Raw genomic sequence first — 25,738 nt, 5'->3', positions numbered from 1 at the left:
GCAAGGCCAGCAGCGTGCATGTGGTAAGTGAGGTAAAGCGACCGCCACGCATGCGGGCGGTCGCTGTATCGAAGTTCGCCTCAACCGACCCGGTCGAAGAGCTTCTTCGCGCGCCCTTCCATGTCGAGACGGGCGTCCTGCTGGGTCTTGTCGCGCGCAAGCCGCGTGATGCCCTGCACGAAATCGAAGATGCTCTCGGGCGGGCGGCCTTCCTCCATCAGCACCTTCTCGATGATCTTGCCGGCTTCAGCCTTCGAGAAACCCCGCTTGCGCAGGAAATCCGCGCGGTCTTCGTCGCTGTGCGCCACGACCTGTTGCCGTGCTGCCCTGATCCCGTTCACGAACCCCTGCGGCGAGGAATTGGCAAACCGGGTCAACGCCGGGGCGGCCTCATGGGCGAAGCGCGACGCGGCGTATTTCGAGTGGCGGATCTTGATCTCCTGGAAATCCTCGACACCCCAGAGGTTGCGGTTCTGGCACACCGCCCGAAGGTAAAAGCTCGCCATGCCGAGGGTCTTGGCACCGACTTCAGAGTTCCAACAATAAAACCCTCGGAAGTAGAGGTCGGGAGAGCCGTCTGCCAGCTTGCCCGCCTCGATCGGGTTGCGATCGTCGACGAGGAACAGAAAGACATCGCGGTCCGAGGCATAGAGCGTGGTCGTGTCGCGGCTGATCTCGACATCGGGGTTGTAAACCCCGGTCGACCAGTCGAGCACGCCCGGCACCTTCCAGCGCGTGTCACCGGTGCCATTGCCCGCGATGCGCTGCACGGCCTCGACAAGCTCGAAGTCATGAATGCGACCGTAGTCCGGGCCGGTCACGGCGCGCAGTTCCGTGCGGCCATCCTCAGTCTCGAAAGTTTTTACCTGCTCGGCGCGGTGATTGGTCAGACCGTATTGCAGGTTGATCCCCGCCAGCGGCGCGGGCAGCTGCCGCAGGTAGGAGGCCGGCGCGCCGACAATGCTGGCGAGCTGGCCGAAGGCCCAATGCGTCGGTGCAACCGGCTCCTGCGCTTTCGGAAGGACCAGGTGCAGCCGCTCGGTGCTGTCGCGCGCGGCCTCGACCCGGATGTCGGCTGTCTGAACAACCCTGCTGCGGCTGCGCTCGGAGCGACCCTTCACATTGACCCAGAGATCGTCGAGCGACAGATACCGCTCGTCATCGGGCCGGTTGAACCATTCGGACGACACCCGCCCGTTCCGCTCGCCCCGGCTTACATCCACTTTCCAGCCACCAGCCCGTGCCGGCTGAACCGGATCCAGTACTTCCACAACACCCATCTGCATTCCTCCGTGACAGGCGCCGGGAGCCACTCTCCCAATCCTCAACCCGTCACCGGGAAACCGGCACTCCTTTCACTCTCGAAAGATGCAAATCGGTCTGCGGTTCGCATGGTGGCGTGAGACCAGCTTCTTTGCTCGCCGTCCGCAATCTGCGAAAGCACAGGCCGGGCGCGGGCTATATTGTCCGCTGAAGAGTTCGGGGAACAGGTGACGCAACTCGTCCCGTGCCTTGGGCGGGATCGCTTTCAGCGCCTCGGGGCCGGTGAACAGACTTTCGGAAGGCGCGCCGTTGCCAAGGATCACCTCGTGGCGGTCGAAGAGCAGGTGATAGTAGGTGACAGGTTGCGCGGTCTCGACCTGACGGATGCCGGCCAGGGGTGTCAACTTGTTGGCCGCGACCAGCATCTCGCGTGTGCCGAACATTCGCTCGGCGATGGGCGAGTCGATCAGGATGCGATGCTGCGGCGAAACCAGCAGATCCCGACGCGGCAATCCCTGCCCAAGGGCCCCGGCGGAGATCCGGATCGGGCGCAGCCGGGGCCACGCGCGCAGCTCGTCGTCTGACAACTCGCGACGGCCGATCCAGCGCACCGGCTGCAGCCCGCGATGCAGTGTCCGGACCAGATCGCCGGGGCACAACGCCTCGATCGGCGTCTCTCCGTTCCCGGTCGCGATCATCGTTCCGCCGGTGAAGCAGACGATCACATTGTCCTCCGCGTCTTCGTCGGTCGAAAAGCCTGACAGGTTGTCGTCGTTGACCCGGCTCAGCGTGATCGCCTGGATGCGCAGCCCGTCGAGATCGCCGCTGTTGTCTGCATCGCTGATGAAGACGTCTCCGCTGGTCGATTGAACGACGAGAACCTTGACATTGTTCAGCGTACTGCCGTCGCCGAGCAGGATATCGGCTTGATAATGGGCACTCGTATCGGACTGCGCCTCGACCGTCCTGCCGTCGATCGTATAGGTCATGGTATCGCCCGACATATCGTTCTGATCGTTGTCGGAGATTTCCCCGTCGTCGTTATTGTCCAGCAGAGTGACCTCGACCGTCTGGAGCGTCGGAGCGACGGAGGTCCTGTCGTTGAGAATGCCCGGCCCGTCCTCGGGGGCTCGATTGCTCTCGTCAGGGTCGATGTCCGGAAAGAATCCGAAATAGATCATCGTCACGGTCGAGGTGGTTGGCATGTCGCATCTCCGAGATCTGGGATTCGTCCTGTCCTGGTGACCGCCGATGCCGGGCGCTGGCCTAGTACTGGAAGTTGATGCCCGCGAACACGCCCCAGTCCGGCTGACCGTCCCCCTTGTGGTCGACCGTCCATTGTGGCTCGATGAAAGCGTTCATCACCGCCCGGTCCAGCTTTGTCACCTTGCCCACGCCGAAGCCGACCGGGATCGCGTAATTGTCGGTTTCGAAATCATAGGTCCAGACCCCGGCCGAGCGTAGATACCAGCCCTGGCCCAACTGGTAGAAGCCGAAGGGCTGGAAGGCCGCGACGTTGACATCGGCGCGGTCGTCATCGCCGGCGACGCTGGCCTGCCAGGTCAGCAGATAGCCATACTGGAAGGTCGGGCTGGAGGCGTTGAACAGCACGTTTGCGAAGCCGAGCGACCATTTTTCCGATCCGAGATTGTCGTCGGTCGCCGTCGGAAGGGTGATCTGCGGCCCGATGCCGAAGCTCAGCGCCGGGTTTCCGGTATCGAGCAGATAGGCGGCGAATATGTTGACATCTCCCAGGCCGGTGTTGTGACTTCCCGCACCATCGGGAAACGTGTTCACCGGCACCGTCGCGCGCATCAGCCAGTCGCCTCCGAACGCCTTGAATGGCCTGGCATAGCGTAGTAGGAACTGGTTCGCGTGATCGTCCGAACCTGTCAGCTGATTATACTGGTTCTGGAAGTTCATCGCCGTCGAGTTGGCCAGCGGGTTGTTGGCCTGCGCGGCTGAACTTTCCTGCGCGTTGGCCGGCGGCGCCGCCATCAGGGCGCAGCCGATGAAACCCAAGGCTGCACAGAATCTCGTCAGATCAGGATTCATCTCGCTGGCCTTTCCCTGAATGTGACTCACGACCATGGCGCGCTCCTTTCCTGTTCAGGAGGTTCCGGAATTTACTTCACCTTCGTGATGTCTCCGGGCTTCCAGCTTCCATCGAGCGCGGGCTGCGACGGGGCGTAGAGACGCAAGATCGCGAAGAAGCCACGTTCAGGCGCGGTCGCGAGCCAGTTGGCTTCCTGACCCTCCGGCGCCGACGGGCCAATATGGAGCGTGGTACTGCCATCCTCGTTCTGCGCGGGCTCGTTGAGTTTGCCAAGCGACGGGAAGGGCTGACCGTTGTCGAGGCCCGAGGCGTTCTCGGCTTCATAGAGCGTCACGGACCAGAACAGGTCCGCCGGGATATCGGGAGGCAGATCGAGCGTATAGCTTTGGTTACCGACCAGCGGATTACCATCCGCATCCTCGAAGGCGATCATGTAGAAGGCCCCCTTGCCGGGCGTCATCGACACCATGCCGGGACTGATCGAGAAATAGTCGGTGAAGAACCACGCCCGCGCGTCAAGCTCGCGGTAACCTGCCTCTGATGCCATCCAGTCCAGCCCGACCGGCACATCGGGCCAGCGCGCGGACACGTTGTTGACCGGGTTCAGCCATTGCCGGTCCTCGTAGACGCGGAAATCCTCGCCATTGAGGCCATGTTCGAATCCGATCACGCGGCTGGTCTTGTAGCCGGTCTTCGCGGCGGCATCGAGGATTGCGCGGGTCGCGTCATCGGGCGCAAAATCGCGGTCAGCGGCGATATCCAGCCCTTCCAGCATGCCCAGCCAGTCCGGCCCCGCGAGGTTCTCGCCTTCGGTATCGACAAGATATTTGAGTTGGTCGAAAGCGCTCGCATCCGACCGCGGCAGCATATTGTAGGATCCACCCGCCGCGTCCGGGAACTCCATCGGTTTGGCACCGTCCTTCTGGCCAAGCGGGTAGATGAGCGACTGCTTCAACAGGTCGGTTGCCGGGCTGATATTGTCGAGCGACTGATAGAAGGAGCGCAGGAAGAAGAAGACGTTATTGGTGGGGGAACGATAGACATAGTGATCCTCGGGCACCTCGCCGTCCCATCCCGGCGGGACGATCAGGAAGTTTCCGCCCGCGCCGCCGTCCGGACCCGGCAGTCCAAGATCGCCGAAATATTCGCCTCCGTCGACCGGTATCGGGCGCTGCCATGCGTCGAGCAGGATGCCCTGCAGTTTCGGCGGAGCCTCGAAGACCAGCGGACCGGTTTCGCCCAGATCGGCAAAGACCATGCCATAGATCAGGTCCGAGTTCGGCGTGGTGATCAGGGTCTTGGCATCCAGCCGCTGCGTCCAGATCGGCATGATGTTGTAGCCGGTGCCGAAGGCGTCGGCCGCGCCATCGCGCATACCCATCGTGTTCAGAAGCGGCAATGCCCAGAGATAGGTCTGCGTCGCACGCTGGAAGGCCAATTCCTCCATCAGAGTCCTGGCCGTCTCTTCGGTCGGACGGTTCTGCTCGAAGGGCAGATTCGCGAGCGCTTCAACCCGTTCGGACTGGGCGAAAGCCGCGCCGTTGGTCGCGGCGAGAATGCCGCCCACGATCATTGTGCTGATCAGGTGTTTCATGAACACAATCCTCGATTCTGGCGTGGCGGTTGGCCGCGCAGTTCGGCCAACCGAATGTCAGTCACTCGACGACCTGAAAATCGTCCAGCTTGAAGCTCTTGTCGAAGAAGGCCTCTTCCGGTCCGTAGAGGCGGAAATAGACGAACCAGCCATCGTCGCCTACGGTTTCCATATGGTTGCTTTCCATACCTTCCGGCGCATCCGGACCGATATAGAGATCGACCGAGCCGTCGTCGTTGTACTGTAGTTGCTCCATCCGGCTGTCGAGGCTGACATCGGATATCTCGGTTCCGCCGTTGTCATAAGGGCGCCGGGTATTCTCGCTGTAAAGCGTCAGCGACCAGAACTGAGCAACCGGCACCTCGGCGGGCACATGCAGCACATAGTTGCGGTCCGCGCGCAGCATGTCGCCATTCGCGTCGCGCTTGGTGGTCATGTAGACTTGGCCTGCACCGGGGGTTGGGTTCACCATGCCTTCGGAAGACCCGACAGCCTCGTAGAACCAGGTCGCTCGTTCGTCGAATTGCTGAAGGTTGTCGGTTTCCTGGGGGGTCCCGAAATCGAAGCTCTTGTACCAGCTGGTGTCGTCCCACCAGACATCGGCATAGCGCGGATTGACCTGCAGGTTACGGGTCATCAGTTCACCCAAGGCGGCGCCTTCCAGCAAGATCTTCTGCTGTCGCTCGTCAGGTGCGAAGTCACCGCCCTTGACGATACCAAGCGGGGCCAGCATCTCCATCCACGGCTTGTCGATTTCGCGCACCGGTTCCTCGTTGATGATCGCGGCAAGCTTTTCCCAGTATTCCATGCCGCGCGGTGCGGTGGCGCTCCACTCGACATCCTTGCCCTTGACGAAGGTGCTGGTCGTGGTACCGCCGACCGGTCCCATTTTGTATTGCGAGACATAAGTGTCGTAGTAAGCGGGGTCCGGATCGAGGATGCGGATGCCGACCAGCACGTTGTTTGTGGCGCTCTGGAAAACATGGACGCCGTCGCTTTCGTACTGCGAAACATCCCCTTCGGGCCCGACAACGATATAGGTGGCGCCTTCGCCCTTGTCGGGCCCGGTCAGCCCGAGGTCAAAGACTGGACGCATCCACATGTCCAGCACACCGCCGGCCGTCTGGCCCGCCGGGTAGTCGATCTGGATCGGGCCGTCGGACAAATCCGTGAAGTTGAAGATGTAAGGCGTCGTCAGGTTGGCGGTGACGATGCCGCGCTTTTCCTTCAGCGTCTCTAGCACCGCAAACGCACCCGGTTCATTGGTGCCGAACGCCGCGCCTTGGTTGTCGCGCCAGGTGGTGGTGCTGACCAGCGGCGTCGACCAGATGTAAAGCTGGGCAGCACGCTGCATGTCCATCGTGTCGAACAGGCGCTGCGAGGCGTCCTGGTCGAAATAGCTGTCCTGCAATTCGATCTCGCCCGCAGGCGTCTGGATCACTTCGTCCCCCTGAAGCGTGGCCTGATCCAGCGGGACGGTGTCCTGCTGCGCAAACCCCGCGAGAGCCGTAGAGCAGAGCAAAGATACTCCCAAGGTGAAGGTCATGATAGTGCGGGTCATCCGTCCATTATCCTTTCACGTGTCTGTTCGCCCTGCGGCATCCGCGAGGTCGCGCCTTTCCTCCGACACCGGACGGCTGGTTCGCTCATGAGCGACAGATCGGGAGCGCGGGTTCAGCCGGTGTGGTCGGAAATTGTGCAGAGATTACGTAGTGTAATTGGGCATGTCCATGGAGCGGCCTATGCAGATTCTGACAAAATGGCCGCTATGACAGTCGCTTGGCGGAATTTCGCGTCTCCGACGGCAGCTCGTCGAAGAGATCCCGGTACAAGCCGGAGAATCGACCTGCTTCCCGCAAACCCCATCGATTTGCCATCGCGTAGATCGGCTGCGGTGAAACGGATCCCGATAGAAGTTCCCGCCGGACCAGATTCAGGCGAAGCATCTGGATGAAGTTGTAGGGCGTATCCTCAACCACGCTCAGGAAGGCGCGGTTCAGCGTCCGGGGCGTGGTGCCTGCTTCTCGCGCGATGTCGTCGATGGCCAGGGGTTCGGCAAGGTGGGCATGGATGTAGTCCCGCGCAATCGCGAAAATTCTTGCGTGGCGTTCTGCTCCGCTGCGACCGCCGACTGGACGCGGGGCGCGGGTATAGGCGGTGAGCACCGCATGCAGGATCTGATCGCACAGGGTTTCGTCCACGGACACCGACCCGTCATGGACCCGATGCATTCGGGCAGCAATACCATCAATCCATCGCGCAGCGATCAGCCGGTCGTGAAATCCGGTGCCGCCGAGGGTCGATCGGTCAACCACCAGTTCCAGCCGGGAGGCCATGCCGGTCAACGTTTCGAGGTCAAGGCTCGCCGTCACATAGAAGGATCCCGGCGTGTAGAGCGAGTCATGCTCGTCACCTGGATGGAAAATGCCGACACATCCTTTGCTGATTTCGCGCTGCCAATGCCAGGTGCCGGCTGCGACCCGCAACCCGAGTCCGAAGGTGATAAGGTCCGAAGAGAGAGGTCCCGACAGTGAAACGCGCCCCCCCATCAGGCCGCTGGTGAAGGCCGCCCCACGATGCTCGGTAAAGGCCAAGCTACCGCCAAGCGTCCCCTTCGACATCTGGACGGCATCAAGTCCAGCACCAACGACCGCATCTCTAAGCGCCTCGATGTGCCGGGTCGGAAGGACGGTCCAGACGGCACCGTACTCGCGGGTTTGATGATTCATGGTACTTTGCTGCTGGAAATCATCCGATCACTTCCGCCAAGGCTACCCGGATCGGGCCATCATTCCTACCACCTCCACAACAGCGCGTTCGTCTCTCTCCGATTCCACCAGGGCCTCGCAAACTTTCGGTGAATCCGCAGCATTGATCAAAATAGGCTCAAAGTGTGACTTCACCGCGACGATCGGGAAGGTCCGGTTCGGTTAAAACGAACTGAGCCCGGCGGGTTACCCCGCCGGGCCCGAGGGGGAGACCCCGTTCCTCAGAACGGGATCTCGTCGTCGCGGTCGACCAGCTCGGGGTTTTCGTTCTCGACCGACTTCGGGCGGCTCAGGAAGTCGACCTTCTCGGCGATGATCTCGCAGCCGTAGCGGTCGTTCCCCATGCTGTCGATCCACTTGGTGTAGTGGATGCGGCCATGGACGAGGACCTTCATGCCCTTTTCGCAGTGCTCGGCGACCGTCTTGCCGAGACCGTTGAAGCAGGTGACGCGGTGCCATTCGGTGTCCATGACCCGGTAGCCATTCTCGTCGCGCATCATACGGCCTTCCGAGAAGCGGGGGCGCGAAGTGGCGAGGCTGAAGTTGGTGATCTTGGTGCCGCTCTGGGTGGTGCGGACTTCGGGGGTCTGACCGATGTTGCCGGCGAGGATGACGATGTTCTGCATGTTAAGCTCCTGTGTGTCCTGTCTTCGGGACCGTCCCTTCGACAAGACCCTGAAAAAGCCCGTCGGGTGACGCGTGCACGGTGGACAACATGGACACCGGACACCCCCAGAGGACCGGGGTGGAGCGGGCAGAACGCCAAAGGCGGCCAACACGGCCCGGACTGACGCGGGGTTGCGCGCAGGAGACCGAACGGGATTAGGGGATTGTCAGTCGAAGGGATGGTCCAGGAGGCAGAGAGATGCAGGGAGCCCATGCCAGACCATGTCCCCTTGCAAATCTGGACTGCTTTACCCCAAGCCCAGCACCCCACCAGCGGCCAAAGTGGCTATCACCAGCTCTCGTCCCCCTGCCCTTGCCTGCTGGGAAATGCAGGGCCTTGCCGCGACGGGCTATCGATACCGGAATATTCAGGACACGGACCGCACCCAATAGCTGATTGCGATCTCGGGACGCTGTCGCTCAACGCGCTAAGGAAAATGCAGAAGGAAGTCGCCAAGGCGATCTCCGCGGTCCTGGATTGGCAGATGGCGGAAGGTGTACCAAGGCGGAAACCATCGCCACGGTATGGACTGTTTCCTGGCCGAATTGATCGGGGAGAGTGGAAACCGCTTTTGCGCCGGTATCGTCGGATTTCCGGAACCCTGAACTCATGGCGCCGACCTCGTCCGGTCGCGGCCGGAAACCGCAGCTGTTCGTCGATGTGGTGGCAATAGATTGACGGCCGACGGCATGGTTGCGCGGAAAACTCCGGGTTCAGTCTGGGTTGCACGGATCAACTGCGTCTAACTCGAAAATCATTGCCTCGGGTTTTGGCCCCATCACGCGCGTTGGCAGGTTAGGCGCAGGCGATTGCCCCCGGTGGTGTCCCTTCACCAACACGACTTTACCGCTGCGATAGCGCCGCTCATGTTCGCTCACCCAATGGCGAACAGGGCCGCTTCGCCTGTCCTGGAACTGACGCTCGAACTCAAGGCGAGCCTGCCGCTCCTGCATGTGAGCCGCGGCCTGCGGACCAATGCGGATTGTAAGATGGGATTTCTGCGCGCCTAGAATCCAGGACTTCCCGAACTTTCGCGCCGTCTTTGTGTCCTTGGCCGTGAATGTCGTGGCCTCAGTGGGAATGATACCACCCAGGTCAGGGGACACCAACATCGCGAAGAGCGCGTAGGGAATGAACAGGTCGTACCCGGTATCGATCCGGTGCAGAGTGCGAAGGGCGTCGATCTTTTCCCTGGAATCCCCGATGCGCACCCCAAAGTCGACCATGGACCGGCTCAGATCCTCGTTGACGTTTTCATAGTCCAGGCGTCCGTCCGCCTTCCGGTTGACCAGCAGAGCGCAAATCGGGTCCATGATCTTGCTGCCTTCAGGCCGGCTGAACATGGTGACACGCAGGCGATCGCCGTCTCGGTCATCGATCAGATAGCCGCGCAGGCCGGAGCCGATCGGCTTGTCGTCATGGGCCGTCACGGATGATCCGCGCTCGAAGCGCGCGGCACCCAATTCCCGATCATCGAACTCGACCCAAACAACGTCAGCGGGGAGCTTTAACTCACCCAGAATGGCCATTGCGGGAAGATCGGTTTCCGAAACCTGCTTGGCAACTGCGTCATGAAGCGTATCGGCATAGGCTGCAGCCGTATGATCGAGCAGGTACACTTTCGCTTGCTGCAGGGCATCGAGCGCATACTCGCGAAAGAGCCTCAGATCCTCGGATGGCGCAAAGTGCCAAACCAAGTCGTCAGCAGGAGCCGATCTGCCCGCAAGAGATGAGCCATATAAGGAAATCAATGATTTGTAGAGCATACGACGTGACCTGAACCAAATACAACGCAGCTTCCGACGAACCCTGACGATGTTCAAGCCGCATTCATTGCAGTGCAATTGACCGCTGATGTCTGGGCAAAGCCAGATTGGCTGACGCTCGAGTTTGTTTTCTTAATGCAAAGGCATGCCTACCATCGTCGGCTCAGCCTCCGGTCGATAGGTACCGTGGACCGACGAAGGGCCCGGATCGGAGCCTTGCTCCGAACCTGAGCCTCCCGGGAAACCGTGGGCCTATGTCCACGGGTCGATTTCACCCACCACCTGAACCTCGTCGCCGTCGATTTCATCGGCGGGGACCGCGCCAAAGGTTCCATCCCCAGCCTGGAAGATGACGATCGAGACCATGAGCGTGGCGGCGAGGGAGGCGGCGAAAGCGTGAGCATCTTTGCGGGACATCTGTTTGGCTCCTGTCTTGGAGGCGGAGGACCATCCCCCGCGCGACAGGACCCCGCAGGCCCGAAGACTGGCTGACATCACCGGGTGCGTTCGGCCAAGAAAGTGAAACGTGGCCGAATCCGCCCGGCGGCACGGGCTCGCCCGTAGTCCGACCCCTCGCGGGTTGATCTCGAAGACGGGATTCGGGGCAAGGAAGGGAATGGCGAGCGGGGGATGGTGTGACCGCTGACTGGAGCTAGGTGTCCCGCTGATGCTATAGCTGCCAGCCTCCCGGGCAGGCTTTTCGTTGAAGACCTTCTTCCGTATTGGATTGGATCCTATGGTGCCCCGCAATCTCGCGGGAAAGTGTCGTGAGGGGTGAGAGGCCCGCGCTTTGGCGGGCCCCTCGGGTTCTACATGGGATCAGGCGGCATACTCCGCGCCCCCTGCCCTACCGGCGTCTTTTTCGCCGACACTCTCCAGTCGGGCATTGCGATAGCCTTCTTTTGCGATCCAGAGCTCGGCGGCCGCGATAGACTCGGCCAGATGCGGCAGTTCAGTGCAGCCGCCAAAATTCAGAAGGACGCGCACCTGTCCGGGCTTCGGCTCTTCTGCCACCTCGAAGGTCAGCACGCTGTCGGCCGAGTACGTTCGCATGATGGTGACTTGGGCGTTGTCGCTGCGCGAAACGCCCGGGATGACGCCGTCCGAAGAGAAATTCTCCTAGTGCAGCGTGAACGTCGCCAGCGCCGTCCAGGTCGGATAGGGTCGCGACGGCTCCTTCTTCACAAGACGGCCGCCGCCGTTCGAGCGCTCCCACGCCGCGAGCTTCTTTCTGAACCGGGCGGGCGGTTTCGGACTGTCGTCCGTATAGCGGATGAGCGCCCCCAAGGGCGCAGTGTCAAGAATGGTGGTTGCAGACATGATTCCTCATCCTGAATGCGTCATCTTGCATTCATCTTATTGATATTATTATATTTTATGTGATTTAGGGCGGGTTTCCCCGCCCTCGGATGGCGCGGATCACTCCGCAGCCATCATCGACGCCTCATCACCCGGCAGGTCAGCGGTGAGGAAGGCGGGAAGGTCGATATCTTCGGCCGGCTCGGCGTCGGAAACGGGCGCAGACGCCACCTGCCCTTCCGCACCTTCGAGTGCTGCCAGATCGTGACGGCGAAGAACCTCCGGCAACCAGCCGCTGCCTTTCAGCAGTCGCTCGGCTTCGGTCGCCATCTCGCCCTTCTTCAGGTGATCGAGGAGTTGCGCCGTCCCCTCCCCTTTCGCCTCACGCACGGCCTCGAGGATCCGGGCCTTGGGCACGCGGTTCAGGTAGGTATCGGCCGTCGGCTCCCAGCCCGCCTCGACCATGTCGAGATCGACCGCCTGTGCGACCAGGTCGGACTGGGTCATCCGCGTGGTCAAACCGCTGGCGGAGATACCGGCACCATAGGGGTTCACCTTCTCATGGAGCGCGTTGATCCCGAAGCTGAGGCAATGCGCGAGCAGGGCCAGCCGGCTCGCCTGATCGAGGGAAGCCAGGTAATCCCAGAGAGCGGCATCGTCGCCGAGCGGCAAGTCGGCCTCCCACTCCGCATGACGATCGTCTACCAGCTTGGCCACCACGCTGTCCTTCAAATCGCTCGCCTGCGCGGACATGTAGACGTGACGGACCGAAGCCTCGAGGCAGCTGCCGGCCGAACTGGACGTCCGGAAAGTGTCGTTGACGAGCTTCAGGAGCAGCAACGTCAGGGCGACGTCAGGAGAACGACCGACAGCTTCCCGCAACGCCAGGGTGCGGTGAGCCGTCAGTTCCATGACCAGCCGCTCGGGCAAGGGCTTCAACGCACCATAGGCCTCGTCGTCGGGCACGTTTGCACCAACCGCCTGATCAGCAGAAGTGATCACCGTGCAGTGGCCGATACCATCCACATTGCTCCCCGCTGAAAACTCAGCGCCCTGCCCGTCTGCCTCCTGTTCACCGCTGTGGACGTCAGTGTCTTCCCGAGACTCATCCTCCGGCCGGACAAAGCCGCGATAGACGGCAAGCTCGCCATAGCGATCAAGCGTCACAAAGGCCCCTGCCCGCGCGATCTCCTCCGCGTCGAAGATCAACGGCCGAGCCTCGAGCTTCTCCATCGCGACCTCCAATTCGCCAAGACGCGCGTCGATCTCTTCGGGGAATTCATCCTGGCCCTCGTATTCCTCCTCGAGCGCCCGGTGCTCGGCAAGCAGCTTGGCATGGGCCGCGCCTTCGTCATCCGTCATCGGCGCCGGATCGCCGCTAAGCCGTCGCAGGCCATGGCTGTAGCCATAGGGCAAGTCGAGCGAAACCTCGATCCATTTCCAGCCTTCGGTCGCGATGGCTTCGGCTTCAGCCTGAAGCTTGTCGCTGACCAGACGATCGAGCAAGGCAGGATCTTCCAGCCAGCCGCCATCGTCGCCCTGGAAAAGGTCGTGCAACATGGTGCCGCCAGCAGCCTCATAGGCTTTGAGTCCGACAAAGACGGCACGACGATCGGAGGCCCGCACCGAAGTTTCGGTCAGCATGCGCCGGATCTGATAGGGCTCCTTGTTCCAGGACGACCGGATCGCCTCCCAGACCTGAACCTGGCGCTCATGATCCGGATTGACCGTGAAGGCCATCAGCTGCTCCAGCGTCATTTCATCCTCGGCGTAGAGCTCGAGCAGGGCAGGGGCCACGGCGGCGAGTTTCAGGCGCTGTTTGACCACCTGCGGCGTGACGAAGAAGGCGGCTGCGGTCTCTTCATCGCCCTGACCCTTCTCCCGCAGCGCCACGAAGGCGCGGAACTGATCGAGCGGATGCAGGGCTGCGCGCTGCATGTTCTCAGCGAGCGAGTCATCTTCGGCGAGGATCGTGGACTTGGCATCTCGCACGATGCAGGGGATGGGTGTCGTTTTCGCCAGGCGTTTCTGCTTCACCAGCAGAGACAGGGCCTGGAAGCGCCGACCGCCAGCAGGGATTTCGAACTTACCGGTCTCGGACCCATCATCAGCCAGAACGGGCCGGATGCTCAGGCTCTGTAGCAACCCGCGGCGGGCGATGTCTTCGGCCAGTTCCTCGACCGAGATGCCTGCCTTGATGCGCCGAACGTTGGACTGGCTCAGTACGAGCTTGTCGAAGGGAATGTCCCGGGACGGGGACAGGGTGACTTTCTGGGCAGATTTCGCCATCAGATCTTCTCCACGACGGGCGCCGGAAGCCACTCTCCCGATCTCACTTCCCGTCACCCCTTTCACAACCCCTCTCTGCCTCTCAACATGTCCACCGCGGTGGACGTCATGTAGTAGCTTCTCCAGAACGAGAAAGCCTCTCCAACAAGAGTGATGGATTGAAGTCAGTTTCTTTGCGACCGAGCGTGATGCTGTGGAAGTACGCTCCAAAGTCTCGGATGCGGTTGCTCATTTGGAGAATTATGAAGATAGCGCACGATGCTTTTTGAGCGCCGATCTTTCTTGCAGCGCTTTCGAATGTGCTTTTGTGGATTCCCATCATTGGAGCGAGTGTTCTGGCATGGCTTTCGACATCGTGCCAGTTTCTAAGCGAAGTCGCGGCGAACGATGTGGCTTGGTCGCAAATGGATGTGAGTGTTTGCAGAGGAGGTGTTTCGCTGTCGCGCCCGCTTTCTTTATCTTTTTGTTCTTTTTTAGACTTAGAATGGTGCCGGACTGTTTGTCCGTCATTGGCGGGCAGTTTCATTGTATTCGGTGCGTCCACCGCGGTGGACATCTGCTCGCAATGAACTTCCAGTTTGCTTAGCAAAGCACGATATTCCGTGATCGAAAGCTTCCTTCGAAGAACTCGGCGCACCTGATGAGTGAGTTCGTTCTCGGGGTCAGCTTCGTCGAGATGCGCGAGTCTGGTCAGGATTTGCTTTCGCAAGAATATGCGATCCCGACGTGCGTTTTCCATCTCTTGGGCTGCCGCAAGTAGTTCGCCGGCACGCGCCAGCAACGGAGTTAGCGACAAGCCATAGCTAATGGATTGACCTTCGGACGACTTCACTCGGTATCTTTTGCGATTTGGGCTGTCGTGGCGCTTCATGAAGCCGAGTTCGACAAAGCGATCGATGTGCCTACGGAGGGTTCGTTCATCGATCCCGCCAATTCGGCGGCAGATTTCGTCGTTTGAAGCGAACACTGTATCTCCATGCCCAGGCTTGAGAAAGCTCAGCATCGCTTGGAGCGTTTGAACATGTCCTGGACGGAGACCGAACAGGCTGCGAGTGTCTCTGAGCGCGCGGAAGATTGCCCAGATGTCGGTTTCAGGTGTGGACGTGGCGGGGGAGCCCTTGCCGACGCCCAAGGATTGAACGGAAAGTTTTGTGAATGCCATGTTTGATAAACGATGACCATTGCGGCCCACAACTTCCCCGGCTCTTCACGCCGCTTTTGGCGAGAAAAGGCAACAAAAAGACGTCCACCAAATTGGTGACTCTTGACCGGTATGTCGGAGATTGCTACATCTCAGGTGCTAATCAGATGATGAGGGCTCTCCGGGGGAAACCTTGGGGGGCTCTTTTCTTTCTGGCCGTCGCCTTTCTCCTCTGCTCGTGTTTATAGTTCTGGCCGGGGATCAGGTTCCCGAGCCTCTCTCATTCTGCCATTGTTCAAAAAGCTGTCGCAGCGTGGTTTCCGCGCGCTCTTCGAGCCATTGGCCGAATTCCGGGTTATCCTTGCGGATGATCTTGATAGCGATCGACTTGCTATCGACCGAAAAGGTACCGACAGGGCTACCACTTTTGTCTTTTACCACGGTCGTATGGCCACGGGCGCTTGGGTTCGCCGGACCACGCGCTTTGCTGGAGCAAGCGACAAAGACAGCTTGAAACTTGTCTGAGCTTGGAGTGGTGTCAGGGAGAACGGCAAGCGTCTCACGCGCAATGTCGACAAGCGGTACCTTTTCTGAAAGTGTAGCCAGATCACCCCATTGGCGTCGACCTACGCCATGAGCCGGGCCGATAAGCCGGACAAGCTCGTCGGGCAGCTGTTCGATGACCACACGATGGTTCGACACGCCTTGCCGAGTGAGGCCCAGAGCGTCCTGAATGACGCTTGGCTTGTAGCCTTCCTCTTGCATCTCTTTGATAAAAAGAGATTTTTCAATGAAAGAAGGATCCAGCCGCAGGTTGTTTTCCTGACCTTGCGCGATCAGAGAAGCATCGTCATCGAGGGTTCGAACGATCGCTTTGACGGTTCCGCCAACTCTTCGAATGGCTGCAAGTCTGCGACGGCCGTAGATGATGCGGTATCGATCCGGTTGGTCAGAGGGACGAACCATGATCGGCACTTGCTGACCATGCTTGCGAATGCTTTCGGCGAGATCTTCAATGCTACTATCTTCCAGGATCAGGCGATCCCGGAGACCATCCATATCGATTCGGTCGGGCTCGATGTCTCGGATTGAGTTGGCAGTGATCTCCCGGAGAGAATCCCGTAATCCTCCAACCGAGCCAGGTAGCTTCGTGGACTTGACCGGGGCAGAGGAGGGGGCAGCCGACTCTTTCTCGTCTTTCGGAGGTTGGTTGAAGATATTTCGGGCCATCAGCGGCGCCCCCATGCCATTTGGATTGTCTGCTCCAGCTCATCGGCAACGCTGTTCACGCTGGTCAAAGCCCGATCAATGGTCTTCCGAATGAGCTGGCCCGGGTCTACCTCGTAGATGGTTTGCTGAGTCATGCCAGCGTCAGAAATCGCTGTCGACTTCAGCATCGGCTCAGTCATGACTTGGCCCGCGAGGATTGAACGCAGGTACCCAGCCATTTGCGTTTGTGGTCCGTCCGAGGGCTCGTAGCGTGTGATCAGGAACTTTACGAAGTCCCAGGTGACATGCCGTCCAATCGCCTCCTCGACGGCTTTGACCGTTTCTGAAGCAAGTTTGAGAAACTGGCTCATCGAAGCGATGTCGAGCATGCCAGGAACCACCGTCACGAGCAGGCCCGTGGACGCTGCCAATGCCGTCAATGTCAGGAAGCCTAACTGCGGAGGGCAGTCGATCAGTACGATGTCATAATCGGAATCGACTTCCTCTAACGCCAGAGCAAGACGCTCTGCGAAGATCGGCTGGACCCTGCGCGCAAGGGCATTCGCTGTTTCGGTCTCGTATTCGGACAACATCAAGCCAGCCGGGACCATGTCGAGTTTGTGGAAGTATGTTTTCTGGATGACCTCCGCGAGCGGCACCTGATCCTCGTACCTCAAGGCGTCATAGATCGTACCGCCTTCGGAGAATTCGAGCTCAGGCCGGAAGCCGAAAAAGGTTGTCAAACTGGCTTGCGGGTCGAGATCCAGTACGAGCACACGGTAGCCGCGCAGGGCATATCTGTGTGCCAAATGGATCGTCGTAGTTGTCTTCGAGCTGCCGCCTTTGAAATTTACGACCGAAATAACCTGAAGGCGGTCGCTATCTCGGCGGCCGGGTCGGTACGCGTCAGCGTTTTTGCCCGTCTGTGCCAAAATGTTGCGGAGGTCGTCAACTTCTTCGGCTGTGTAGAACCTATGACCGCGACCGTCAGTGTGAACTTCTGGGAAGCTCCCATCCTTGTGGCGGTTGCGCAGGTTCGAGGTACTAACGCGCAGGAGTTCGGCGACCTCGGTGGAGCTGAAGCGGCGCAAGGATTTGCGTTCTTCTGGCTCGAACGCAACTTTCATCTGCCGGTCAAGAGACTCAGCAAGACTGTCTGCGAATGCTCCGATGTCGGAAGAGCCTATGCCTTGCGCGTAGCCCGTATTTCGATCATCCATGTTCTGCCGCCTCTCATGGCCTTTGCTAAGGCTCTTTATCGTTCTGACGGTCGAAGCCACGTCTGACGCGTTTTGCCGTCAGAATGGAAATGCCACGAACATCTGAGTCCGGCAAGAAGAATCTAAATATAGTGGAAAAGTTATCCACAACACCAATAAGCGGACACGCCGCGTCTTTCTTCTAACTTGCTGATTATGAATGAAAAAGACTGAGATCGGCGAGGTTGGGTCTCTGGAGAGGTTTATCTGATCGCGTGAACTAACCCTCAGCCTGGATTGGATATTTCGGAGACTTTAGGCGCCTTTGGCGCGATGATTCTGGGAGCTGATGGTTGAGCAGTACGAAAGGGTTCTTGTCACGGGCTTCTACAAGAGTCCCATATGCTCGGCCCGCTCCAGCGGCATCTTTGCAGAGGACGGCTGCCAGCTGGTTCGCCCACGAGGGGTGCGCACTCGCATCGCCTCCAACCGTTCGCAGATTGCCTGCAGCGTGATATCTGGATCCTTGCACCTGATGGCAGCGACAATCACGGGCAGGCGGTCCTCAATTTCGCAACGTCCAGCGCGTCCAAGCGCTTCACGGGGCAGAAACCCGTCCCGCACATATGCCTTCACTGCACGCAAAAGGCGGGTTTGGGTCCAGCGCCGATCATGGGGCAGGGGGTTATGTATGATCTTCAGAACGTCTTCACAGACTATCTCAGGCCGAAGGCGGCGGAAATGTGGCTGCCAATCCTGCGCAGTCTCGTTCAGGCGCTCCACGTAGCCGTCCTGCCGTACACGATTGCCGCCAGAAGCGTGCTTTTCAAAGATATCAACGCATCCCGCACATCGCGGGGCTTCCGACTGGGGCAGGGGGGCCTGATCCTCTGTGGAGACGCGCGCATAGCCTATGAGGGGTATGGAAAAGGGCCGTTTGCAAATTCATATACCGCCAATAGACGACCCTTAAGAAACGGCGATGCGAGCCTCCACCACATTGACCGAAACTTTGCATTGGCATATATTGCCAATAAGGAGATTTGTTCCATGGTGACACGCAACGTTGTCCTGACTGAAACCCAAGACCAATTGGTTCAGGCATTGGTGGCATCCGGTCGATACCAGAATGTAAGCGAGGCCATGCGGGCGGGTTTGAGACTGCTTGAGCAGGAAGAGGCGCAGCTCGCCGGCATTCGGGGCAGCCTTTTGGAAGGTCTTCAGCAGGCGGAACGTGGCGATTTGGCCGAAGGAGGTGGGGCGGATGCGGTTCGTCGGGCTTTTGCGAGGGCGCGGACCACATCATGAGCCGATCTTTTCGGCTAACCCGCAGGGCAGAAGAAAGCCTCGTTGAGATCGCCCGCTGGACCATCGAAACCTTCGGACCGCGTCAGGCAGATATCTACGAGGCGGAACTTCTTTCGCGTTGTGACGCCATTGTGAGTGGCCAGGCACATAGCAGAAGTTGCTCCATATTGGTCGATGAGACCGCGGACCTGCGGTATCTCAGGGCAGGGGAGCATTTTGTGGTGTCTATTGATAGGCCTGAGGAAGTCATCATCGTCGACATCCTTCAGTCGCGCAGCGATCTGCCACGTCACATTGCAACACTAAAAGCACTCACGAGGAACGACGGCTAGACGGATTCAAAGACCAGCGGCCTTGGTCAGGTTCACGCGAAACCGGTCGCGGCGACGCTGGTAGCGGCGGGTCATTTCAGCTGAAGCATGTCCGAGTTGTTTCTGGACATAGCGTTCGTCGACCTCGGCCGAGCTGGCGAGACCGGCACGCAGACTATGCCCGGAAAACAAAGCCAGGCGTTCCTTCTCCGATAGGTTCGATCGAATGCCGCTCCTGAGCACGGTTTGTTTGACGAGCCGGGCGACGTGCTTGTCCGAGAGGCGAGCCTCAAGGGCGCGTGTTCCGTCCCGCGAGGTGCGCACAAAGACCGGTCCGAAGTCGATCCGTCCGAAGTGCAGCCATTGTTCCAATGCGTGCACCGGACAGGTTTGATCGCTGGAACCGCGCCCGATCTCGATTTCGCGCCAACCGGTCTTGGCATTCAGCGTCACCAGCGCGCCTTTGTCGAGGACCTCGATCCAACCGCCGCTATCCGGGGTGTCGTCCTTGTGTACGTCGAGGCTGACGATCTCGGAGCGGCGCAGACCGCCGGCGTAGCCCAGCAGCAGAATGGATCGATCCCTGAGCCCGCGCAGGTCGTGGGGCAGGGTGGCCACCATGGCGAGGATGTCCTCGGGAAGAATGGCCTCCTTCTGGACCGGTGGTCGCGCGTGCTGCCGTTTGATCCCGGCCAGCACGGTCGCGATGTGGCGGTCCTTGCGATCGAGCGTGTAACCGCGCTGCGCAAAGTTCCAGGCGAGGCCCGAGAGGCGACGATCAATCGTCGAAACCGATAGGGCAGGGGAGGGGTCTGAACCGGATGCCAGGTCCGCGAGATAGAGCCCGATCATTTCCGGTGACGGGGGGAGGGGATCCGTTCCTTTCAGCCGGCACCAGCGGCTGAAGTGCTTCCAATCTGCCGCGTATGCCTTGTTGGTGTTCTCGGCCGTCGCGGCTCTGGCGTAGTCCCGGGCCGTGTCGACCAACCGATCAAGGGTTCCGGAACCAGCAACATGGGCGGGCAGGGCGATCGACTCGGATTTCGCTTGATCTCTCTCGCGGATGGGAACATCATCAGACGTGCCAGAGGACGTTGATCTCGATTTCTCGCTGTCTGACGGCATCTATCCCCTGAAAATTCGCGTGTTTTGGAGCTGAATTCTAGCCTAGCCTTCAATGTCCGATAAGGCAAACTTATTGGACATTAGAGCAAGAGATAGTGTGAGGCGGTTTCTACGCTATTTGCTGGCAGAAAGCGCCGTCTTGGGATAGCGTCCCGGCATGACGTTTGCTCGCGACATCCGCACCAGCGACCCTGAAACGATACCCCGGATGCCAGCCTGGGTTATCGCCACACGGGTTGAAACCCTTGAAGATGTGGCGTTTTTGTCAGGTGCAGCGCTTACTCACCTGTATCATGTGTTTGCACGAGACGATGTCCCCCAAGCATTGTTGCGGGACCGGCTGGCCCTGCACGCCGCAGAGGCATGCGTGGCGCTTTCCGGTCGGATGGAGAGGGCGGGGGAATTGCGCGACGCGGTGCACCTCCTGCGTCCCGGCGACCTTCCCGGTCCGGCAGGCGAAACCTACCTTGCCTGGCGTCGCGCGGTGGAACGGTCGGTGTCGGTCAAGGCTTTGAGCCGAGCTTTACCGACCATCGAGTCTTGCCAGATCGCCACGTGGCTGGATGCGGGAAATGGGGCACCGCTGACCCGTACCGCGGTGGTGCTGGATGCTGTCCTGACGGAGGCACCCCGTGCCGAAGTCCCGGCCTTAATCCTCGCGGACGCCGCCCTCGCCCAGGCGCTTGGTTGGGATCATGTCGTGCCGCTGCTGGCCGCGGGTTTGAAACGCACAGACCTGCGCAAGCGGGGCCACGATTTGCGCCTAGCCTGTCATCGCGCTGTGACCGCATCCGCGGTCGAGGCCACGCGTCTGGCTGTCGACCTCTCGCGTCGGGCTGCGCTTTTGAAAGGGGTTGCGCCAAAGCTTCGAGCCAAAGGGGCCGGGGAGGCGGTTGAGATCTTCCTGACACAGGATGCGGTGGCCCCCGCGGCCTTGCCTTTGCCGGATCGCGCCGCGCGGCGACTCTGCGACCGGCTGGTCGATCTTGGCGCCATCCGCGAATTGACCGGCCGCGACACCTTCCGGCTGTACGGGGTGTAGGCATGAGCATGGATAGCGAAAATGGGAACCGGTTCCACGGGTCGGACATGCGACCAGAAAAGAAGTCGAAGGACCGCCCCGAACCCCAGATTGACCGCGAATTGGCCAACCTGCCGCCGGAATTGCGCTGGCGGGAATGGATGCGCCGGATCGAGGCGGTGCTGTTTGCCTCTGCCTCGCCTGTACCGCGCGAAGATCTGGCGCGCATAGTGGGGCAGGCGGCCTCGGTTGATCTGCTGGTCGAGGATCTGGCCGCCGATCTGGAGGGGCGGGCGTTTGAGATTGCCATGGTCGCAGGGGCGTGGATGTTCCGGACACGGACCGCTTACGCGCCTGCGATCCGCGCCGCTGCTGATGTGAGCGACCAACTGCTGGACCTGAACGAGTTCGACGTCGCGATTTTGGCGGCGATCGCCTACCACCAGCCGATCACCCGCGACGGGCTGAAGGATATCTTTGGCAAAGAGATCAGCCGGGATCTGATCGGGCGGCTGCATGCACACGGTCTGATTGGAACTGGGCCGCGCGCGCCGCGTCGTGGTGCCCCCTATACCTTCGTGACCACAGACGCGTTCCTCTCAGCTTTCGGGATGGAGAGCTTGCGCGACCTGCCAGACGCTGAACAGCTGAATGACGCTGGGCTGGCCGCGCGCCCTTGAAACCTGCTTCAGACCATCAGGGCACCTGCCGCTGCTGATGGAGCCGCGCGGCCGCCTGAACGAGATCCGCCAAATGCGGGCCAGCGGTGGTAGAGCAAGGCCCAGCTTTGGGCCGAGGCAGGACGGCATCGCTGAAGGATGTGACCAGTCCGCTCCAAGCTGGCGCAGCCTGAGCGACGCGTTTCCAATAAGAGATCGCGGGACTTCTTCGCGTTCCGAAAGGCGTCGACCGCCCTTCCGTCAATTGCCGAAGCAGATGATAGCGATCTCGATGAGGGAGGCGCGCGATGGACATGCGCTGATTACCAAATTGAAAGCAGGCTGATCCAAGAAGGTCCGGGAGTGATCGCCCCTCTGCCATTCGATGCCCTGCTGCATGCAAACGAAGCAGATCGTCGATCAGGCGCTCCAGACGCCGAACTCCGTTGGCGGCGGGACGGGTGCGTTTGCAGAGGGCCGTGCTGCACCAGGCGCAGATCTGATGCGGCACAAGACGCTTCTGGCTGAACGGAGCCAATCCTTGTCCGCAAGACGGGCACTTGTCTCGAAGCCGACAACCGTGACGAAAGCAAGAAACGCGTGTCGCCAGGCTCCAGCCTCGGCGAAAATAGGGCGTTTCGTCTTCCGCCAGACAGGCCGGGCAGAATTGCAGCCAGGTCGCCTGCGTCTTTGGTGCGCAACTCTGCTGAGGCGATGCCCGCAGGGGCAAACGCAACCGGGCCAAGGAGTCAGGAGCAATGGTCAGAGCCGCGATGTCTTCCAAGGGTATGTGGGTATGTTCTCCCAGAAACTGCAGAATGCGATCTGGCATCGCTCGATCAAGACGTGCCGACCAGTTCTGACCTGGCGCTCCGAGAAGCGCACCAAAATAGTGCGGAGGTATGCCGTTTGCGTAAGCGAGGCGGTGCAGCCAGCTCGACAGAAGTTCACCTGGTGCGGGCATAATGCTCATGGGCCAACGGTTTCCCGCCGCGCCTTCATACCGCTCTGCAGGCGTCACGGAGATCCCGGTCGGCCCAAACCTCATGTCATCTCGTGACGCAAAGCGGAATTGCGGCGCCTCGAGAGAGGCACATAGCCAAGGTCCGACAGGGTTGCGCCCGTGATCCGGTCCTCACCGCGCGAGATTGCCGCAACTGCCGCCCTGGTGACTATCTCGATAACCTCGCCGATCAGCCCCTCTGACAGATCGTGGATGATCTTTGCCAAGGGTTCGCGCGACAGATCGGAGGCATTGGCTAGCGGCAGACTTACCTCAAGACTGTCCAGAAGTGTCGCGAAATCCTCGTCATACGCCCAGCGTGGAATGAGGATCGTATCGAAGCGTGAGCCCATTTCGTCCGTGTCATGCACCGCATCGTAGATCGCGATTTCGCCGACAAGGACGGGTGAGATGTCATGCACTCGTGCGATCCGCCGCAAGAACGAGAAGATGGCCTTCACATCCTCGCGCCGCCCGCGCAACGCGCTGTGGAACTCGTCGAAGATCAAAAGGCGCGGCTTCAGGCGCTCCAGAAGATGATCGACCTGATCGCCGGCGCGGGCCAGGCTGCGCCAGCCAGCGGCTTGTGGCGCGCGCAATCCGGACAGGATGCTGGCATAGAAATGCGACAGCCCTGCACCTTCCCGGGTCTGAATCACCCACACCTTTTGCTGCTCGGCAACACGCAGATGTTCGACGGCGAAGCGTTCGGCGATCATGGTCTTGCCGTTATGGTAGGGACCGGCAAGCAGCAAACCGCGTGGGCGCAGGGATGGCGGTCGCTCAAGCAGCAGTCGCATCGCGTCATGCGCCGCGCCGGCCGCCGGATGGCTGACCCAGCGCGGCGCGCGCACATGGGCGATCCGCACTGCGTCATCGGCCTGCAAGAGTGGGACGGTGGCGGACATGAGGTGGTCCGGCACCTTACCAATCCTCGATTGGGAAGACCCGCCGCGGACGATCCGGGTCGAGCTTTGCCTGGGCCGAGGCGGAAGGCGTAGCGAAGTCGGCATAAGGCTTCTTTGCCTCGGTGGCATGCCGGGCGCGGGTCATCTCCTTCAAACGGCTTTTGGGGGTTTTGGCGGCGGCAACAGTTGCGGCGATTTCGCGTCGGATCGCTGATGCCTCCTGCACAGGGCGCCGCTGGATTTCGCGCCGCCGCTGTCGATCCGCCTGGTGCTGCCAGAGCGTGATCGGCTCGGCCAGTCCGTCCCGTCGCCTGACCGGCCGCCAAGCCTGGGTGTGCGTCGTCAGATAATTTGGGACATTTGAGCGGTTTTCCGTTTGGAGGCTCTGGCTCATCCTTGATTGAGTTTATGCGGTTTCAGTTTCGTGGCGCAAGCGCCGGGTGAGCATGGTTTTTCGTTTGATCTCCTCTCGCTGTTTCAGGATCTGCTCTGCGCGCCCGTAATAGACGTCAGCGGGCGTCAGGTTCCCAAGGCTCTCATGGTAGCGTTGGTTGTTGTAGTATTCGACGAAGGCCCCGATCTGGCGCTCGAGATCACCGGGCAGAAAGTAATGCTCCAGCAGGACACGGTTCTTCATGGTCTGGTGCCACCGTTCGATCTTGCCTTGGGTCTGTGGGTGGTAGGGTGCGCCGCGGATATGATCCATGCCCTTTTCGTCGAGGTAATCCGCCAAGTCCCCCGCGATGTAAGAGGCACCGTTGTCGCTGAGAAGTCTTGGCTTGGCGACCACGGTTGCGCAGTCACATCCCGAGGCCTCCAGCGCAAGGTCGAGCGTGTCGGTCACGTCTTCGGCTTTCATCGTGGTGCAGAGCTTCCAGGCGATGATGTGACGGCTGTAATCGTCCAGGATGGTGCTGAGATAGAACCAGCCCCAGCCCAAAACCTTCAGATAGGTGAAGTCAGTTTGCCACAGCTCGTTGGGGCGCGTGGTTTTATCCCGGAACTCATTGGCCGCCTTCATCACGATATGCGCCGGTGCCGTCACCAGATCTTCCGCCTTCAGGATGCGGTAAACTGACGATTCCGAGACAAAATACTGCTTCTCATCGGTGTACTTCACCGCCAGCTCAAGGGGCGTCAGATCCTCATGTTCGAGTGCAAACTCGATAATGTCCGCCCGGGTCTCATCCGGGAGGCGGTTCCACACAGACCCCGGATGGGACGGCGTGTCCTCAAGCGCGTCAAGCCCACCCTCGGACCAGCGGTCATACCAGCGGTAATAGGTCGTGCGTGGAATGCCGAGCATGGCCAGCGTCTGACGGGCGGGCAGATGCGAGGCTTCGACGGTGCGGATGATCTCCAGCTTTTCCGATGCAGGATACCTCATGCCTCGTACTCCCCATCCCCGATCATGCTTTTTTTGAGCAGACGGTTTTCCAGAGTCAGATCAGCAACGGCTTCCTTGAGCGCGGCCGATTCCGAGCGCAGCTCCTTGACCTCAGGCGATGTCGCCTGGCGGGCAGTATCCCCGGCCAGGCGTTGCTTGCCCGCTTCGAGGAATTCCTTCGACCAAGTGTAATACAGGCTCTCGCTGATGCCTTCCCGGCGACACAGCGCGGCGATACTCTCCTCGCCGCGCATACCCGCCAGCACGATCCTGATCTTCTCTTCAGCAGAATAATGCTTGCGCGTCTTGCGCTTGATCCCTTTGACCAGCTTGTCGGCCGCGTCCTTCGATGTTCCGGATTTCTTGTTCATCTTCGCCTCTTGATAGCTGCGATGAACCAGAAATCCTCCGTTACGAAAACCTCAAATCTGTCCCATAGGCGCTGACGTCAGACACGGAAAACCGGACGCGTGCATGCTTATCGGCCATACACCAGCACCTACGCCGGTTTCTTGCCACTCTTTGTGCGTTCTGACATCGATGATCCGCGCCGTATCCGATAGAAGCGCGTCAAAGGCATTCTCTGCCGACCAGACAGATCGGCTCTGCGCCAACAGCGGTGACGCCGCGACGGTCAGCACCGTCATATGAGCACCCAGAACGAAACGGCGCCGGTTCAAATCAAGAGCCATATTCGAAAACCTCATCCTTTGATCGGTTGCGATCCCAAAGGTCACATAACATACGCGCGACGCTACCCGGGAG

General features: G+C 60.3%; 24 protein-coding genes and 1 pseudogene. 4 read left to right on the top strand and 21 right to left on the bottom strand.

Annotated elements, in window-relative coordinates; genetic code table 11:
• Positions 1-80: 80 nt before the first annotated feature.
• The 15 genes and pseudogenes from C6Y53_RS19315 to C6Y53_RS21325 all read right to left on the bottom strand — a co-directional run bounded on the left by C6Y53_RS19315 (position 81) and on the right by C6Y53_RS21325 (position 18,175).
• Positions 81-1,280, bottom strand: a complete 1,200-nt coding sequence (locus tag C6Y53_RS19315; protein WP_149615606.1) for a DUF932 domain-containing protein — start codon at positions 1,278-1,280, stop codon at positions 81-83.
• Between the two features lie 75 nt (positions 1,281-1,355).
• The gene (locus C6Y53_RS19310; protein ID WP_244615038.1) at positions 1,356-2,468 is read right to left on the bottom strand and encodes a Hint domain-containing protein; all 1,113 of its coding nucleotides are present in this window, start codon (positions 2,466-2,468) and stop codon (positions 1,356-1,358) included.
• Positions 2,469-2,529: 61 nt separating this feature from the next.
• Positions 2,530-3,318, bottom strand: coding sequence for a transporter family protein (locus tag C6Y53_RS19305; protein ID WP_211299565.1), 789 nt, complete (start codon positions 3,316-3,318; stop codon positions 2,530-2,532).
• Positions 3,319-3,389: 71 nt separating this feature from the next.
• On the bottom strand, positions 3,390-4,913 hold the full coding sequence (locus C6Y53_RS19300) for a DUF1254 domain-containing protein (protein WP_149615605.1): 1,524 nt from the start codon (positions 4,911-4,913) through the stop codon (positions 3,390-3,392).
• A gap of 61 nt (positions 4,914-4,974) precedes the next feature.
• The gene (locus tag C6Y53_RS19295) at positions 4,975-6,474 is read right to left on the bottom strand and encodes a DUF1254 domain-containing protein (RefSeq protein WP_149615604.1); all 1,500 of its coding nucleotides are present in this window, start codon (positions 6,472-6,474) and stop codon (positions 4,975-4,977) included.
• A 205-nt stretch (positions 6,475-6,679) separates the two neighbouring features.
• The gene (locus C6Y53_RS19290) at positions 6,680-7,642 is read right to left on the bottom strand and encodes a helix-turn-helix transcriptional regulator (RefSeq protein WP_149615603.1); all 963 of its coding nucleotides are present in this window, start codon (positions 7,640-7,642) and stop codon (positions 6,680-6,682) included.
• Positions 7,643-7,902: 260 nt separating this feature from the next.
• The gene (locus tag C6Y53_RS19285; RefSeq protein ID WP_149615602.1) at positions 7,903-8,307 is read right to left on the bottom strand and encodes a single-stranded DNA-binding protein; all 405 of its coding nucleotides are present in this window, start codon (positions 8,305-8,307) and stop codon (positions 7,903-7,905) included.
• Positions 8,308-9,061: 754 nt separating this feature from the next.
• Positions 9,062-10,114 (bottom strand): hypothetical protein, encoded by a 1,053-nt coding sequence (locus tag C6Y53_RS19280; protein ID WP_149615601.1) that lies wholly within the window; start codon positions 10,112-10,114, stop codon positions 9,062-9,064.
• 252 nt (positions 10,115-10,366) lie between these two features.
• Positions 10,367-10,531, bottom strand: a complete 165-nt coding sequence (locus C6Y53_RS21100) for a hypothetical protein (RefSeq protein ID WP_211299564.1) — start codon at positions 10,529-10,531, stop codon at positions 10,367-10,369.
• A 402-nt stretch (positions 10,532-10,933) separates the two neighbouring features.
• Positions 10,934-11,434, bottom strand: a pseudogene (locus C6Y53_RS19275) (hypothetical protein).
• 99 nt (positions 11,435-11,533) lie between these two features.
• The gene (locus C6Y53_RS19270; RefSeq protein WP_149615600.1) at positions 11,534-13,702 is read right to left on the bottom strand and encodes a ParB/RepB/Spo0J family partition protein; all 2,169 of its coding nucleotides are present in this window, start codon (positions 13,700-13,702) and stop codon (positions 11,534-11,536) included.
• Between the two features lie 106 nt (positions 13,703-13,808).
• The gene (repC, locus tag C6Y53_RS19265) at positions 13,809-14,864 is read right to left on the bottom strand and encodes a plasmid replication protein RepC (protein WP_149615599.1); all 1,056 of its coding nucleotides are present in this window, start codon (positions 14,862-14,864) and stop codon (positions 13,809-13,811) included.
• Positions 14,865-15,104: 240 nt separating this feature from the next.
• The gene (gene repB / locus C6Y53_RS19260; protein ID WP_244615037.1) at positions 15,105-16,073 is read right to left on the bottom strand and encodes a plasmid partitioning protein RepB; all 969 of its coding nucleotides are present in this window, start codon (positions 16,071-16,073) and stop codon (positions 15,105-15,107) included.
• Entirely contained in the window at positions 16,073-17,272 is a 1,200-nt protein-coding gene (repA, locus tag C6Y53_RS19255) for a plasmid partitioning protein RepA (protein ID WP_149615597.1), read from the bottom strand. The genes repB and repA overlap by 1 nt, the downstream gene beginning before the upstream one ends.
• Positions 17,273-17,638: 366 nt before the next feature.
• Positions 17,639-18,175: a recombinase family protein gene (locus C6Y53_RS21325; RefSeq protein WP_149615687.1), complete on the bottom strand. Its 537-nt coding sequence runs from the start codon at positions 18,173-18,175 to the stop codon at positions 17,639-17,641.
• A gap of 126 nt (positions 18,176-18,301) precedes the next feature.
• Between C6Y53_RS21325 and C6Y53_RS19245 the strand changes: the two genes are divergently transcribed.
• Both C6Y53_RS19245 and C6Y53_RS19240 read left to right on the top strand, forming a co-directional pair.
• Positions 18,302-18,559, top strand: a complete 258-nt coding sequence (locus C6Y53_RS19245; RefSeq protein WP_149615686.1) for a type II toxin-antitoxin system ParD family antitoxin — start codon at positions 18,302-18,304, stop codon at positions 18,557-18,559.
• A complete protein-coding gene (locus C6Y53_RS19240; protein WP_149615596.1) occupies positions 18,556-18,891 on the top strand; it encodes a type II toxin-antitoxin system RelE/ParE family toxin in 336 nt (111 codons plus the stop codon). The genes C6Y53_RS19245 and C6Y53_RS19240 overlap by 4 nt, the downstream gene beginning before the upstream one ends.
• A 6-nt stretch (positions 18,892-18,897) precedes the next feature.
• Here the strand turns inward: C6Y53_RS19240 and C6Y53_RS19235 are convergent, their stop codons facing one another.
• Positions 18,898-19,995: a tyrosine-type recombinase/integrase gene (locus C6Y53_RS19235; RefSeq protein WP_149615595.1), complete on the bottom strand. Its 1,098-nt coding sequence runs from the start codon at positions 19,993-19,995 to the stop codon at positions 18,898-18,900.
• Between the two features lie 157 nt (positions 19,996-20,152).
• Between C6Y53_RS19235 and C6Y53_RS19230 the strand changes: the two genes are divergently transcribed.
• Together C6Y53_RS19230 and scpB are read left to right on the top strand one after the other, a co-directional pair.
• A complete protein-coding gene (locus tag C6Y53_RS19230) occupies positions 20,153-21,037 on the top strand; it encodes a DUF1403 family protein (RefSeq protein ID WP_078523244.1) in 885 nt (294 codons plus the stop codon).
• Between the two features lie 47 nt (positions 21,038-21,084).
• The gene (gene scpB, locus C6Y53_RS19225; RefSeq protein ID WP_078523268.1) at positions 21,085-21,696 is read left to right on the top strand and encodes an SMC-Scp complex subunit ScpB; all 612 of its coding nucleotides are present in this window, start codon (positions 21,085-21,087) and stop codon (positions 21,694-21,696) included.
• A gap of 16 nt (positions 21,697-21,712) precedes the next feature.
• Here the strand turns inward: scpB and C6Y53_RS21495 are convergent, their stop codons facing one another.
• From C6Y53_RS21495 to C6Y53_RS19200, 5 genes are all read right to left on the bottom strand, one after another.
• Positions 21,713-22,639 (bottom strand): TniQ family protein, encoded by a 927-nt coding sequence (locus tag C6Y53_RS21495; protein WP_425300368.1) that lies wholly within the window; start codon positions 22,637-22,639, stop codon positions 21,713-21,715.
• A gap of 80 nt (positions 22,640-22,719) precedes the next feature.
• Complete coding sequence (locus tag C6Y53_RS19215; protein WP_149615593.1) at positions 22,720-23,586, bottom strand: TniB family NTP-binding protein; 867 nt, start codon at positions 23,584-23,586, stop codon at positions 22,720-22,722.
• 16 nt (positions 23,587-23,602) lie between these two features.
• Positions 23,603-23,980 carry a hypothetical protein gene (locus tag C6Y53_RS19210; RefSeq protein ID WP_168175248.1) on the bottom strand — a complete coding sequence of 126 codons (378 nt, stop codon included), beginning with the start codon at positions 23,978-23,980 and terminating at the stop codon, positions 23,603-23,605.
• A gap of 12 nt (positions 23,981-23,992) precedes the next feature.
• Positions 23,993-25,344 (bottom strand): IS3 family transposase gene (locus C6Y53_RS19205; protein WP_146681743.1). Its coding sequence is split into 2 segments (ribosomal slippage): positions 23,993-25,008 and positions 25,008-25,344, totalling 1,353 coding nucleotides; the frame shifts between segments, so codons are not numbered across the junction.
• 51 nt (positions 25,345-25,395) lie between these two features.
• On the bottom strand, positions 25,396-25,665 hold the full coding sequence (locus tag C6Y53_RS19200) for a hypothetical protein (RefSeq protein ID WP_244615036.1): 270 nt from the start codon (positions 25,663-25,665) through the stop codon (positions 25,396-25,398).
• Positions 25,666-25,738 lie beyond the last annotated feature (73 nt).

This window comes from Pukyongiella litopenaei (genome assembly GCF_003008555.2).
GTDB classification, from domain to species: Bacteria; Pseudomonadota; Alphaproteobacteria; order Rhodobacterales; family Rhodobacteraceae; genus Pukyongiella; species Pukyongiella litopenaei.
This window is presented reverse-complemented; position numbering and strand designations above follow the sequence as displayed.